Annotated in this window: 13 protein-coding genes; all 13 read right to left on the bottom strand. The window is 55.5% G+C overall.

Annotated elements, in window-relative coordinates; all coding sequences use genetic code 11:
- Nucleotides 1-141: 141 nt before the first annotated feature.
- On the bottom strand, nt 142-1,179 hold the full coding sequence (locus tag PQR63_RS06025; protein WP_094564928.1) for an ABC transporter substrate-binding protein: 1,038 nt from the start codon (nt 1,177-1,179) through the stop codon (nt 142-144).
- 78 nt (nt 1,180-1,257) lie between these two features.
- Nucleotides 1,258-2,502: a CaiB/BaiF CoA transferase family protein gene (locus tag PQR63_RS06020; RefSeq protein ID WP_408166480.1), complete on the bottom strand. Its 1,245-nt coding sequence runs from the start codon at nt 2,500-2,502 to the stop codon at nt 1,258-1,260.
- 173 nt (nt 2,503-2,675) lie between these two features.
- On the bottom strand, nt 2,676-3,272 hold the full coding sequence (gene recR, locus PQR63_RS06015; RefSeq protein WP_050479443.1) for a recombination mediator RecR: 597 nt from the start codon (nt 3,270-3,272) through the stop codon (nt 2,676-2,678).
- Nucleotides 3,269-3,571, bottom strand: a complete 303-nt coding sequence (locus PQR63_RS06010; protein WP_094564931.1) for a YciI family protein — start codon at nt 3,569-3,571, stop codon at nt 3,269-3,271. The genes recR and PQR63_RS06010 overlap by 4 nt, the downstream gene beginning before the upstream one ends.
- 87 nt (nt 3,572-3,658) lie before the next feature.
- Nucleotides 3,659-3,985 (bottom strand): YbaB/EbfC family nucleoid-associated protein, encoded by a 327-nt coding sequence (locus PQR63_RS06005; RefSeq protein WP_094564932.1) that lies wholly within the window; start codon nt 3,983-3,985, stop codon nt 3,659-3,661.
- A 99-nt stretch (nt 3,986-4,084) separates the two neighbouring features.
- The gene (locus tag PQR63_RS06000; protein ID WP_408166477.1) at nt 4,085-6,118 is read right to left on the bottom strand and encodes a DNA polymerase III subunit gamma/tau; all 2,034 of its coding nucleotides are present in this window, start codon (nt 6,116-6,118) and stop codon (nt 4,085-4,087) included.
- Nucleotides 6,119-6,260: 142 nt separating this feature from the next.
- Nucleotides 6,261-7,706, bottom strand: a complete 1,446-nt coding sequence (locus PQR63_RS05995) for a mannose-1-phosphate guanylyltransferase/mannose-6-phosphate isomerase (protein WP_408166475.1) — start codon at nt 7,704-7,706, stop codon at nt 6,261-6,263.
- Between the two features lie 62 nt (nt 7,707-7,768).
- Nucleotides 7,769-8,737, bottom strand: a complete 969-nt coding sequence (locus tag PQR63_RS05990; protein ID WP_408166474.1) for a sensor domain-containing diguanylate cyclase — start codon at nt 8,735-8,737, stop codon at nt 7,769-7,771.
- Nucleotides 8,738-9,041: 304 nt separating this feature from the next.
- A complete protein-coding gene (locus tag PQR63_RS05985; protein WP_408166472.1) occupies nt 9,042-9,410 on the bottom strand; it encodes a ComEA family DNA-binding protein in 369 nt (122 codons plus the stop codon).
- A 128-nt stretch (nt 9,411-9,538) separates the two neighbouring features.
- Nucleotides 9,539-10,480 carry a D-glycero-beta-D-manno-heptose-7-phosphate kinase gene (gene rfaE1 / locus PQR63_RS05980; protein ID WP_408166471.1) on the bottom strand — a complete coding sequence of 314 codons (942 nt, stop codon included), beginning with the start codon at nt 10,478-10,480 and terminating at the stop codon, nt 9,539-9,541.
- A 4-nt stretch (nt 10,481-10,484) separates the two neighbouring features.
- Nucleotides 10,485-11,861 carry a UDP-glucose dehydrogenase family protein gene (locus PQR63_RS05975; RefSeq protein ID WP_408166469.1) on the bottom strand — a complete coding sequence of 459 codons (1,377 nt, stop codon included), beginning with the start codon at nt 11,859-11,861 and terminating at the stop codon, nt 10,485-10,487.
- Nucleotides 11,862-11,893: 32 nt separating this feature from the next.
- Nucleotides 11,894-13,069, bottom strand: a complete 1,176-nt coding sequence (gene lapB / locus PQR63_RS05970) for a lipopolysaccharide assembly protein LapB (protein WP_408166467.1) — start codon at nt 13,067-13,069, stop codon at nt 11,894-11,896.
- 10 nt (nt 13,070-13,079) lie between these two features.
- A complete protein-coding gene (locus PQR63_RS05965; RefSeq protein ID WP_408166784.1) occupies nt 13,080-13,412 on the bottom strand; it encodes a LapA family protein in 333 nt (110 codons plus the stop codon).
- Nucleotides 13,413-13,445 lie beyond the last annotated feature (33 nt).

Below are 13,445 nucleotides of genomic sequence, written 5' to 3'. Positions count from 1 at the left end.
GCTAGGATTCTCCGGCCAGGCCGAATGTTGGTGCGTTGAGAGAGACCATCAAAAGAAACATGATGAATACAAAAAATACGGGACTACAAATTGCAGACGGGCACCCAAAGGCGCCCGTGTGTTATGGCTGATGAAGATCGCTTACTTGTACTTGGCGTTGGCCTTCTTGACGAAGTCGTTGGTGTAAGTCTTGGACAGATCGATCTTCTTGCTGGCCAGATCCGGTTCAAAAGCTTGCAGCGTCTTCAGTGCAATCGCAGGGCCTGCGTCCGGGAAGGTGCCATCCGGCGAGATCGCTTCACGCACCTTCAGGAAGGCGGCGATGTACAGCGCGCGGTCGCCCAGCAGATAGCTTTCAGGAACGGCCTTGATGATGTCGGAAGGACCTGCTTTCTGGATCCATTTCAGCGCGCGCACCATGGCGTTGGTCAGCGCTTGGGTGGTGTTCGGATATTTCTTGATGAAGGCTTCGGGTGCGTACAAGGTCGCTGCAGGCATCGGGCCGCCGAAGACGTCATTGGTGTCTTTCAGCGTACGCGTGTCGGCGATGGTCTTGATTTCGCCCTTTTGTTCCAGCATGGCGATCACAGGATCCAGATTGGCGATTGCATCGATCTGACCGGAACGGATTGCCGACAAGGCGCCTGCCGCTGCACCGACGCCGATGAAGGACACGTCAGTCGGCTTCAGTCCGGCCTTGGCGAGAACGAAGCTGGCCATGACGCTGGTCGAGGAACCCGGTGCGGTCACGCCGATCTTCTTGCCCTTCAGGTCAGCGATGGTCTTGTAGTTCGGCATGGTCTTGTTGTTGACCGCAAACACGATTTGCGGTGCACGGCCTTGCAGCACGAAAGCGACGATGGCCTGATTCTTGGCCTGCATGTTGATGGTGTGCTCATACGCGCCGGAAACCACGTCTGCGCTGCCGCCCACCATGGCTTGCAGAGCCTTGGCGCCACCGGCGAAGTCGGAGATTTCGACTTGCAGGCCTTCATCCTTGAAGTAGCCCAGTTGCTCGGCGACGGTCAAAGGCAGGTAGTAAAACAGGTTCTTGCCGCCGACGGCGATGGACACCTTCGGTTTTTCCAGCGTCTGCGCGAACAGATTGGTATTGAATGTCACATAACCGGCCAGGAACAGGGCCAGAGCGATCGCGAATTGCTTCAGGTTGAATTTCATGTGGTCTCCTCCTATGAGCGTACTTATTTGTGCTTACTTTTGTGCTTACTTGCCGGGCAGTTCCGGGAATGACTGCCTTCAGATGACTTTATCTTGCCGCAACTGTGCAATTTGTGCGTCATCATACCCCAGCGAACGCAAGATTTCATCGTTATGCTCGCCGAGGCCCGGGCCGATCCATTTTGTGCCGCCCGGCGTCTCCGACAATTTGGGTGTGACGGCAGGCAATTTGATCGGCGTGCCGTCGGCAAATGTATGTTGTTCGAACATGTTGCGGGCCAGGAATTGCGGATCGGTCATCATGTCGCGCACTGAAAAAATCTTGCCGACCGGGACGTCTGCCGCCTGAAGAATGGCGAGCGCGTCATCAATAGTGCGCGTGCTGCACCAGGCCTGAATGGCCAGATCGATCTCTTCCGTACGCGGCACCCGGCCGTCGTTGCGCGCCAGTTGCGGATCGTTTGCCATGTCACTGCGATCGATGGCGATCATGAGGCGCTTGAAAATGGCGTCGCCATTGCCTGCGATGACGATGTTCTTGCCGTCGGCGGTGGTGTAGGTGTTGGAAGGCACGATGCCTGGCAAAGCGCCGCCGGTACGCTCACGCACGACGCCGGCCTGGTCGAATTCCGGCACCAGCGATTCCATCATGTTGAAGACGGACTCATACAAGGCGACGTCCACCATCTGGCCCTGCCCTGCCGCACACAATTCTCCTTCTTTGCCGTTCCAGCGGCCACCGGTGACATCGCGATGGCGCAAAGCCATCATTGCGCCGATGACGCCGTGCAAAGCGGCAACCGAGTCGCCGATGGAAATGCCGATACGTACCGGTGGGCGATCGGTGTGGCCGGAGACATAGCGAATGCCTCCCATCGATTCGCCGATGGCGCCAAAGCCCGGCAAATCCTTCAATGGGCCAGTCTGGCCATAGCCGGAAAGGCGCACCATGATGGTGGCGGGATTGATTTTCTTGAGTGCTTCGTAACCGATATTCCACTTTTCCAGCACGCCGGGACGGTAGTTTTCGATAATGATGTCGGCGTCCAGCGCGAGGCGGCGGGCGATGTCCTGCGCCTGCGGATCCTTCATGTTCAGCGTGAGGCTTTTTTTATTGCGTGCCTGCACTGACCACCACAGCGAGGTGCCGTCCTTGAGAACGCGCCATTGGCGCAGGGGATCGCCTACTTCGGGCGCTTCGACCTTGATGACGTCGGCGCCGAATTCAGCCAGCATGCGCGAGCAGAACGGTCCGGCGATCAGCGTGCCGAGTTCGAGTACTTTGATGCCGGCCAGGGGGCCGGTAGTTTGTTTCTTTTCCATACGATTGTTATCGGGACAGTCGCTGCGGCTAACTCAGACTGACGTATCAACTTAAGTCGGTTTCGTTTGCCTCATGCGTTGGTCGCGCATGCCCCGAATCTCCTCTCCTGCTTTGTTGTGTTTTGCCCTGATTTCTTGGCTATATTTTTTTGACTGCTTCGGACTTGTGCTGACTAGGTTGCGCGCCGGTCCAGCATGGCGCGGGCAATCGTGCCTGCGTCGACATATTCCAATTCACCGCCCACCGGCACACCACGCGCCAAACGGCTGACCCTGAGGCCGCGCGCCTTGAGCGTTTCACTGATGTAGTGGGCCGTGGCTTCGCCTTCGTTGGTGAAGTTGGTGGCCAGCACCACTTCGGACACGACACCGTCGGTGGCGCGTGTAATCAACTTTTCCAGATGAATGTCCTTGGGGCCGATGCCATCAAGCGGAGACAGACGTCCCATGAGCACGAAATACAAACCCTTGAAGGTCAGCGTCTGCTCAATCATCAGTTGATCGCTGGGCGTCTCGACCACGCAGAGAACGGTGGTATCACGCTCGCCATCCTGGCAGGTGTCGCAAATGACTTGTTCGGTGAACGTATTGCACAGCGCGCAGTGGCGGATAGTTTCGGCAGCCTGAGCAAGTGCACGGCTCAGTTGCAAAGCGCCGTCACGGTCATGCTGCAGCAGATGGTAAGCCATGCGCTGCGCAGATTTGGGACCGATGCCGGGAAGAGTACGCAGGGATTCCGTAAGCAAGGTAAGACTGGACGGGGTTTTCAATTTCGATCTGAGGTATGCCGAAAGACGGAAAGCGCTTCGGCCGTCATGGATGGAACGAACTCGGTAATTTCATATTCTGCAACGCCGCCGATGTAAAACGGGTCGGTTTCGATAATGGCTTCGACTTCGGCACGGTCAGCGGCATCGGCAATGATGATGCCGCCGCTGCGAGGGACCTTGCGGCCCGACATCAGGAATATGCCGTCGGCATATTGTTCGTTCAGGAATTGCTTATGCGCAGTCAGCAATGCGTCTATTTCGCCAGCCGACTTGGTATAGGTAATCGAGATAACGAACATGATGCCTCCCTCAGAATGCAGTCGCTGCCGACTCGACAGCGCACTGCCACATCATACCGGCACATACTGACACTACCGACACATCGCTTAGAACGGCATCTTGAATCCCGGCGGCAACGGCATACCGGCGGTCATGCCTGACATCTTTTCTTGTGATGTCGCTTCCGCCTTGCGGACTGCGTCATTGAAAGCGGCAGCAACGAGATCTTCCAGCATGTCCTTGTCGTCAGCCAGCAGCGACGGATCAATAGAGACACGCTTGACGTCATTCTTACAGGTCATCACGACTTTGACCAGTCCTGCGCCGGACTGACCTTCAACTTCGATCAATGCAAGTTGCTCTTGCATTTTCTTCATGTTGTCTTGCATCGCTTGAGCTTGCTTCATCAAGCCTGCCAGTTGGCCTTTCATCATGGTCGTACTCCTTGGTAGCTAAGGTAACTAAGTTGATTCATCTTTTTTGATGCCGTGGCAAAAATGGCACATCGGCAATGTTGGTATCTCTGCGAAAGTCTATAACGGCCGAACCGAGCCCGGCACGATGGATGCGCCAAACTCGCGCATCATGACTTGTATAAAAGGGTCGTTTTTCACGGTTTGCTCCGCTTCGCGTTGCCGTTCGGCACGATCAGCTTCCGCCTTGGCATTGGCGGTGAGCGCCACCATGCCGATTTCGGTTTCTACCCTGACGGTTCTACCAAAACGTTCACTCAACACGGCGGTCAGTTTGTCGACATTCCCGGAGGCGCGTAAGGTTTCTACCGGAATGCGCAAATGGAAACAGATGGCGTTGCCGACTTGTTCGCACCGCACCAGTTCGCTCTGCTGAGCCATCTGCTGCACCATACCGCGTAGCGGCAACTCGGCAGCCAGGTGCGGCCAATTGCCGTCCCAGCCAAGCTCCGCGGCAACTTGTGCCGTCTGCGCCTGCATTGCAGGTGTAACGGTGCTGACAGCTATCGTGGGCGGTGCGACAACAATCGGATCTTCGACATTATCGAGTACAGCGTGGCTTACGGCTTCGTTAGCGCTGGCTGCTGAATACTGCTCAGTTTTTTTTTGAGCGTCGGCACCAGCCGGCTCTTCATCCCACGGCGGCGGAATGTCATCGAACGCCTCGGGCAGCGAAGGTGCAGGTGCAGGCACAGGGGCAGCTTGAACCTGTGCAGGAACTGGAGCAGGTGCCGGAGCAGCGACAGCAGGACGCGGAGAACTCTTGCCTGATGCCGCGCGGGCTGCTTCCAATGCAGCGGCGCGGGCCGAGTTGCCCGGACCTGGTGCAGGAGCTGCAGCCGGTGGACGTGAAACTGGCGTACTGGTCGTTGCGACCTGCGGTGCTGCGCTCAAGGGAGCGGCAGCAGGCGTCGACCTGGCCGGTGCTGTGGTTCTTGCCGCTGGTGCCGCTGGTGCCGCCGGAGCGCTGCCCGCAGAGCCGGCCGCGCTTGCAGCTACTGGACGGAAAGCCAGCATACGCAACAAGGTCATGCTGAAACCGGCATATTCATCCGGCGCGAGACCCAGCTCATTGCGACCATGAACAGCGATCTGATAAAACAACTGCGCTTCTTCAGGATTGAATTGGGATGCCAGACGCATGATGTCTTCACGCTGCGGCACGTCTTCCGCCAACGCAGCGGGAACAGTTTGCGCCAAAGCGATCTGATGCAACAGCGTCGCCAGATCTTGCAAGGCCGCGTTATACGACAGGCTGCGGGTAGCCATTTCGTCGGCGACCGACAGGAGGGCTGCACCGTCTTCTACAGCCAGCGCATCCAGCACGCGGATCAGATAGGACTGATCGAGCGCACCGAGCATGCCCTGCACGGCTTCCAGGGTCACTTTGCCGGCGGCGTAGGCAATCGCTTGATCGGTCAGCGACAAGGCGTCACGCATGGAACCATGCGCGCCTTGTGCCAGCAGGCGCAGTGCGGGTGCTTCGAATTCGATGTTTTCCTGGCCAAGAATATTGTCCAGGTGGCTGATGATGTGACCCGGCGGCATTTGCTTCAGATTGAACTGCAAGCAACGCGACAGCACGGTCACGGGAATTTTTTGCGGATCGGTCGTCGCCAGGATGAACTTGACGTGTTCAGGCGGCTCTTCCAGCGTCTTCAGCATGGAGTTGAAGGCGTGATTGGTGAGCATGTGCACTTCGTCGATCATGTAGACCTTGAAGCGGGCGTTGGATGGCGCATAAATCGCCTGCTCCAGCAGTTGCGCCATTTCATCGACGCCGCGGTTGGAGGCGGCATCCATTTCGATGTAGTCGACGAAGCGACCGGCATCGATGGCAACACAGGCTTCGCACACGCCGCAAGGCTGCGCGGTAATGCTGCCGTTGCCGTCAGCGCCCACGCAATTGAGCGACTTGGCCAGAATACGGGACAAGGTCGTCTTGCCAACTCCACGGGTGCCGGTGAACAAATAGGCATGATGCAGACGCTGCTGTTCCAACGCATGTGTCAGCGCCCGCACGACGTGCTCCTGCCCGACCAGCGTATCAAAGCTGCGGGGGCGGTATTTGCGTGCGAGAACTTGGTAGGACATAAACGTTTGGGTGCTTTAGGACAGTGGCGTTGGGTCAGACGGGCATTTTATTCTATTTCGGGCCCGTCTTTACCGACTATCGAGGAATTGGCCTGCTTGACCGGTCAAGCACCGGAAGAAATATGTATTTTTAAATGATGGACTATTTCCGTCCGTAAGTGTCTTCGAAGCGGACGATATCGTCCTCGCCCAGATAGCTGCCGGATTGCACCTCGATCATTTCCAGTGGGAACTTGCCAGGATTTTCCAGGCGATGCGTGACGCCCAGAGGGATATAGGTCGACTGGTTTTCCGATAGCAGGAATACCTCTTCCCCGCGCGTAATGCGCGCTGTGCCTTTGACAATGATCCAATGCTCGGCGCGGTGATGGTGCATCTGCAAACTTAGCGTACAACCAGGGTTCACCACGATGCGTTTTACCTGGAACCGTTCGCCGGCATCGATGGAATCATACCAACCCCATGGGCGATGAATCTTGCGATGTGTCACGGCTTCGCCGCGCTTTTGGCCCTTCAACCGGGCAACAATCTGCTTAACTTCCTGCATATTGCTTTTGTCGGCAACCATGACTGCGTCGGAGGTCTCGACAATCACCAGGTTATCGATGCCTACGCAGGCAACCAGACGCTCCTGCGCGAACACAAGATTGTTTGACGCCTGAACCAGCATGACATCGCCACGCACGACATTACCTGCCCCATCTTTCTCGGACACATCCCACAACGCGTCCCAGGCGCCGACATCTGACCATCCAGCGTCCAGCGGAATGATGCGTCCATCAATGCCAAGCGTCGAAGCAGTCGCCAGTTTTTCCATGATGGCGTAGTCGATGGAATCGGCGGGACACGACTCAAAAGCAGCCTTATCGATACGATAAAAATCATGATCTTGCTTGCCCCCCTCAAATGCAGCGCGGCAAGCGTCGGCCATAGCCGGTTGAAAATGATCCATCGCACGCAACCAGACGCTTGCGCGCATCATGAAAAGGCCACTGTTCCAGAGATAATCACCAGAGTCGATGTAAGTCTGTGCCGTGGCAGCGTCGGGCTTTTCGACAAAGCGATCAATGACATAGGCATCATCGACGACTTTCCCGCGTCGAATGTAGCCGTAACCGGTTTCAGGGCGGTCCGCGACAATGCCGAATGTCACCATGGCTCCTGCGACTGCGTGAGGGATGCCTTTCTTAATCGCGATCTGAAAAGCATCGGCGTCTCGAATAACATGGTCTGCCGGCATGACCAGCAAAATCGGATCCGCTTTATCCCGATGAGCAAGCAACGCTGCCAGTGTCAAAGCCGGGGCCGTGTTGCGCCCGACTGGTTCAAGCACAATATGATTGCTGGGACGTCCTGCGGCACGCAACTGCTCCGCAGTAATGAACCGATATTCTTCGTTGCAAACGACGACAGGCGCTTCAATCAATGTGTAATCGTCGCCACCATCTTGAATTCGCAAGGCAGTCGCCTGCAGCATCGTATCGGTGCCGACCAGTGGCAATAGCTGTTTGGGATATTGTTCGCGGGAAAGTGGCCACAAGCGCGTACCGGAGCCGCCTGAAAGAATTACTGGCTGCAGATAAGTCATTAATCTATCGCTGTATTTAATCGCTGTTTATTGGAGGATGGCTACTGCAGCGCCTCAAAAAATTATGGTGCCTCGCGCCGCCTTTTCTTTTGCTGATACATCAGCGCATCGGCGCTGCTCATCAAGTCGCCAATCGTATCATGGGAGGCGGGATCATATTCGATGGCGCCGACGCTATACAGCAAATCGTAGCCCCGCTTGCTGTCACGATTATACTCATTGACCGCTGTCTCCAGATGGCCAAGCACGGCCTGGGTTTCTTGGGCAGGCGTATTGGTCAGGAACACGGCAAACTCATCCCCTCCAAGACGGCCGATCACATCCGATTCGCGAAAATTACCCATCAGGATGCGCGCGAAATTGACCAACGCCCTATCCCCTTCGGCATGACCGAAACGGTCGTTGATTTGCTTAAACAAATCCAGATCGAAATACAGCAAGGAAGCTGGCTTCCCTAGCCGTTTGCACATACTCAATGCATGTTCCGACAACGACTCAAAGCCGCGCCGGTTTGAAAGCTTGGTAAGTTCATCCATGGTTGCCAGATGCACAGCGGCCATTTCCTGTTCGACCATGCGCGCCAGATCCGCCAGCATGACTTTGTCGTCTTCGTCAAATTCACGGGGAATGGTATCGAGAATGCATAAGGTGCCCAACTTATAACCTTGCGGGCTCCGGATCGGGCATCCTGCATAGAAGCGGATGTAGGGGTCTCCCACCACCAATGGATTGTCATGAAAGCGAGAATCTTCTAAAGCATTGCTTACTACCATGACTTCATCACGCAAGATCGCATGCGAGCAAAAGGAAACATCGCGCCCCATTTCACAGACATCCATCCCAACACGCGCTTTAAACCATTGCCGTTTGGCGTCCACCAGACTCACCACCGCTGTCGGCACTGAAAAAAGCCGACGCGCGAGCCGGGTCAGGCGATCGAATCGCTCTTCGGGGGGTGTATCCAGAATGTTCAGCTTGTGCAAATCGTCAACGCGCGCTTGCTCGTTGACAGGAATATCAGCGATTTTCATAAGTCCCTTTTTACCCAGTAATCGAGAGAACTCGTTGACACACAGAGCCATGGCACCGCCCTATGCGTGCCATTGAAACATCCCCACCTTGATCGTCTCGCACAGACACGCTTTGTGCTCGCGACAATTACCCTGTCGGCAAATCAAGGTTATTTATTCTTGATCTTTTAATCACTGTAATGCCGATTATTTTTATGTGCAAGCAAGGACCGCGCTGAATGACTACTTGCTGCCACAAGAACAAAAAACCCCGCAAAAGCGGGGTCTGTCGGCAAACCTGTCGATGTACGGAGCCGTCGGGCAATTAACCCTTGCTGACTGCCGGTTTGTCCGCTTTGGCGTCCTGTTCTTTCATCTTTTTAGGAAAAGGTTTGGCTTCGCCCTTGCTCGTGACCAGCGATTTGTTACGAGGCTGCCCGTTCACCGTCAGGCCGGCATCGGACAATTTATTGGCGCTTTTATCGCCAACGCCTTTGACGCGCGTCGTGAAGTCCGACCAGTCCTTGAAATCACCCTTTTTACGCTCGTCCAGAATGCGCTTGGACATTGCAGGGCCGATGCCTTTGATGCCGTCCAATGCGGCCTGATCCGCCTTATTGACGTCAGCCTGAGCAAATGCCAAACCGGCAGTCATGGCGAACGCACAGATTGCCAGCAAGATTTTCTTCAACATAGTGTTCCTTTCGAGGTAAGTGTTGAGTCCATTAACAACACCGGCAAACAAAGTTGGCCGGCTGAATGACTTAACGATACCTCGGAACAAAAGTTGACAAAATAACAACCAAATAAAACCGAAATAAATTAGAGAGAAAGTTCTTCGCGGGTGACAGTCGCCGTTCCCAGTTTGCCCACAACGATCCCACCTGCCAGATTCGCGATTCGGACCGCTTCCGGCAACGCAACGCCATTGCCCAACATGACGGCCAATGTCGCAATCACGGTGTCTCCGGCGCCGGAGACGTCAAACACTTCGCGCGCGACAGCGGGGAAGTTGAGGACCTCGCTCTCCAGATACAGCGTCATGCCTTCTTCGGAACGTGTCAACAGCAGCGCTTCCAGCTCAAGCGCCTTGCGCAGATTTTGCGCCTTTGCAGTCAACTCCTCTTCAGTCTTCCAATTGCCGACAATCCGGATAAGTTCGGAGCGATTCGGCGTCAGCATGGACGCGCCTTTGTAGCGCGAGAAATCATCGCCCTTGGGATCCACCAGAATCCGCTTGCCCAGCTTGCGGCCGACGCTGATCATATCGGCGACATTGACCAGGCTGCCTTTGGCGTAATCGGACAAGATGATCACGTCGTAGTTGCTGACCAGCGCGTTGTATTGCGTCAGCTTGTCGCGCAATACGGTGTCGGTCGGCGCATCTTCGAAATCAACTCGCACCAGTTGTTGCTGGCGGCCAATGACGCGCAACTTGATGATGGTGGAAATTGCCGGATCGCGATTGAGATAACTATCGATGCCCAGTTCGGTCAACAAACCTTCGACAGCCGAACCCGCCTCGTCCGCCCCGATGACGCCGAGCAAACCGGTGTTCGCGCCCAGTGTCGCTGCATTGCGCGCAACGTTTGCGGCACCACCCAGACGTTCTTCGCGCCGCTCCACGCGTACGATGGGAACGGGTGCTTCAGGCGAGATGCGATTCACTTCGCCGAACCAGTAGCGGTCCAGCATGACGTCGCCAACGATCAGGATACGGGCTTTATTGGTAGCAGTAAGGGTTGCGGAAAGCGTTGTTGCCATGAATTTATGCCTTGGTCAAAATGGAGCGGCCGATACCGTGGTATTCGATACCAATATCAGACATCACTTGCGGTTCAAACAAATTGCGGCCATCGAAAATAACCGGCGACTTGAGCTTGCTCTTGAGCTGATCGAAGTCAGGGCTTCTGAAAGCCTTCCATTCGGTCACGATGGCCAAAGCATCTGCATCTTGCAACGCATCCATCGGACTTTCGCAGAAGCGAACGCGGGAGAGTGCTTCCTTGTTGTCAGCGAAATCCAATGCCAGGACGCGCTTAGCTTCCTTCATGGCGACCGGATCGTACACGGCGACCGTCGCACCACGCTCAATCAGTTCGCCGAGCAAAACGCGCGACGACGCTTCACGCATGTCGTCGGTGTTCGGTTTGAACGCCAGCCCCCAGATTGCAAAATGCTTACCTTGCAGGTTCTCGCCAAAACGCGTCACAACCTTCTTGCCGAGTACATGCTTCTGGTTGTTGTTGACCTGCTCCACTGCGCGCAAGATATGCAACTCCTGCCCATAATCGCGCGCCGTGCGCTCCAGCGCCTGCACATCTTTCGGGAAGCAAGAGCCGCCGTAGCCGCAGCCCGCATACAGGAAGCTGTGACCGATGCGCGGATCAGAGCCGATGCCGTGACGTACCGCTTCAATATCGGCACCCACTTTATCAGCGAGATTGGCCAGTTCATTCATGAAAGAGATGCGCGTGGCCAACATCGCGTTCGCAGCATACTTGGTGAATTCTGCGGAACGCACATCCATCCAGTAGGTGCGCTCGTGATTGCGGTTAAATGGTGCATACAGCTTTTTCATCGTCGCATAGGCACGCTGCCCTTCCGGCGTATTGTCGTGACCAATGACAATACGATCTGGACGCATGAAATCCTCGACCGCTGCCCCCTCCTTGAGGAATTCGGGATTAGACACCACCGAAAAGGAAGCATCCTTGGCAGCACGCTGATCCAGCTCTTGCTGTATCGCAGCGCTCACGCGATCTGCCGTGCCGACAGGCACCGTCGATTTGTCGACGATGACCTTGAAGCCAGTCATGTGTTTGCCGATGTTGCGTGCCGCAGCGAGAACGTACTGCAGATCCGCAGAGCCGTCTTCATCGGGCGGCGTACCTACCGCGATAAATTGCACATCGCCATGCGCTACGCTGGCGGCGACATCGGTGGAAAACGTCAACCGGCCGGCAGCACGATTACGTGCAACAACATCTTCCAGACCGGGTTCATGAATGGGAATACCGCCGTTGTTGAGAATGTCGACCTTGGACTGATCGACATCGAGACAAAAAACGTCGTTGCCCAACTCTGCAAGACAAGCACCGGTGACTAGCCCGACATAGCCGGTGCCGATAATGGTAATTTTCATAGTGTTCCTACAGATGCAAGCGCATGCGCGCTTTAGTTCATCACATTCAATTCTTCAGTACGACGCGGCGGATACGTTTCCCAATGATTGCAGCCGGGGCAATGCCAGTAGAACTGGCGTGCCTTGAAGCCGCAATGCGTGCATTGATAGCGCGCCAGCTTTTGCGTGTAGCTATGTACCAGCGTTTTGACGACAGACAGTTCAGGACGGATTTCCGGCGGGGCATTGATCAGGCGAGCCTCGAGGAATTTATCCAAACCCAGCAACGTCGGCGTCCTGCGCAGTTCATCGCTGACTAGTTGGTTAGCAGCCTCGACGCCTTCCAGCTCCAACACCGCCTTGAAAACCACTTCCAGTAAATCAATGGAAGGAGCCTCTGCCTGATAGGCACGCAGCAAATTCAAGCCTTCTTTGAGACGTCCGACTGCCTGATAGCCATCAAGCAAACGCTGGGCCACCAAAGCAGCATGAGGCACGCTTTGATGTTCGACACGACGCCAGGCCAGCAAGGCGGCTTCGACGTCGCCCTTGGCCAGATATACGTCACCCAGCAGGATGTTGGCACGCACACTCTTGCGATCGGTTGCCAATGCCTTTTCAAGCATGTTCATGGCGGCATCAGGGTTGGTATGCACCAACTCGTCTTCCGCCAGTTCACAATAGAACTGCGCAATTTCTTTTTGTCGCCCGCCCGCGCCCGAAGCCTGCAAAGTCTCGGCGGCTTTGATGGCCCTCGCCCATTCTTTTTCGCGCTGATAAATTTCCAGCAAGGCGCGTCCGGCTTGTGCCCCGTATTGTGTATCGTTGAGCAGATGAAAAGTTTCTTCCGCACGATCCAGCAAGCCCGCTTTCAGGTAATCCTGCCCGAGTTCGTATTGCGCATGCGCCTTATGCTCCGCCGGCAAATCCGGGCGCGCCAGCAAGTTTTGGTGAACACGAATCGCGCGCTCTGTCTCGCCACGGCGGCGGAACAAGTTGCCCAGTGCGAAGTGCAGATCGACGGTTTCCGGATCAAGTTTGACGATTTCGATAAACGCATCGATCGCCTTGTCCGGCTGCTCATTCAAAAGAAAATTCAGCCCTTTGAAGTAACCGCGTGGCAACGTGCGCGACTCGGAAATCAACTGGTTGATATCGACACGCGCTGCAATCCATCCCAGACCGAAAAAGACGGGAATACCAAGCAGCCACCAGAATTCAAATTCCATAAAAGTCTTTTTAGATGAGATGCTGCGGTGGAACAGGAACGACGCTGTCCGGCTGCGGCTGCTGAATCTGCGCCAGTTGCTGGGCTTCGCGCTCTTTCTGCAGCGTCGAGACGGCTTTCTTGTGTTTGGATGCTTCGCGGCGATGGCGGAACACGATCGGCGTCATGGCCAGTACACCAAGAATGGCGCCACCGACAAAACAGACCAGCAATACGAGCACCAAAGGATCGGTGCGCTCATAACCGAGGAAGAAATGGAGCGTAATTTCTTGCGTATTTTTCAGCGCAAAGAAAAAGAAAAGAATAAAGAGGACGGCCGCAATCAGTCTTGAAATTATCTTCATGGCGCTAATCCTTTTTGATGTATTGGCCAACCG

Source organism: Herbaspirillum rhizosphaerae (genome assembly GCF_046025915.1).
Lineage (GTDB): Bacteria > Pseudomonadota > Gammaproteobacteria > Burkholderiales > Burkholderiaceae_D > Herbaspirillum > Herbaspirillum rhizosphaerae_A.
The sequence above is the reverse complement of the archived record's forward strand: the minus strand, read 5'-3'. Positions and strand labels throughout refer to the sequence as shown.

Bases quoted from the DNA above. Each gene is read 5' to 3' on its own strand.
- PQR63_RS06025 (WP_094564928.1), bottom strand. From the start codon at position 1,179: ATGAAATTCAACCTGAAGCAATTCGCGATCGCTCTGGCCCTGTTCCTG.
- PQR63_RS06020 (WP_408166480.1), bottom strand. From the start codon at position 2,502: ATGGAAAAGAAACAAACTACCGGCCCCCTGGCCGGCATCAAAGTACTC.
- PQR63_RS06010 (WP_094564931.1), bottom strand. From the start codon at position 3,571: ATGTTCGTTATCTCGATTACCTATACCAAGTCGGCTGGCGAAATAGAC.
- PQR63_RS06005 (WP_094564932.1), bottom strand. From the start codon at position 3,985: ATGATGAAAGGCCAACTGGCAGGCTTGATGAAGCAAGCTCAAGCGATG.
- PQR63_RS06000 (WP_408166477.1), bottom strand. From the start codon at position 6,118: ATGTCCTACCAAGTTCTCGCACGCAAATACCGCCCCCGCAGCTTTGAT.
- PQR63_RS05995 (WP_408166475.1), bottom strand. From the start codon at position 7,706: ATGACTTATCTGCAGCCAGTAATTCTTTCAGGCGGCTCCGGTACGCGC.
- PQR63_RS05990 (WP_408166474.1), bottom strand. From the start codon at position 8,737: ATGAAAATCGCTGATATTCCTGTCAACGAGCAAGCGCGCGTTGACGAT.
- PQR63_RS05985 (WP_408166472.1), bottom strand. From the start codon at position 9,410: ATGTTGAAGAAAATCTTGCTGGCAATCTGTGCGTTCGCCATGACTGCC.
- rfaE1 (WP_408166471.1), bottom strand. From the start codon at position 10,480: ATGGCAACAACGCTTTCCGCAACCCTTACTGCTACCAATAAAGCCCGT.
- PQR63_RS05975 (WP_408166469.1), bottom strand. From the start codon at position 11,861: ATGAAAATTACCATTATCGGCACCGGCTATGTCGGGCTAGTCACCGGT.
- lapB (WP_408166467.1), bottom strand. From the start codon at position 13,069: ATGGAATTTGAATTCTGGTGGCTGCTTGGTATTCCCGTCTTTTTCGGT.
- PQR63_RS05965 (WP_408166784.1), bottom strand. From the start codon at position 13,412: ATGAAGATAATTTCAAGACTGATTGCGGCCGTCCTCTTTATTCTTTTC.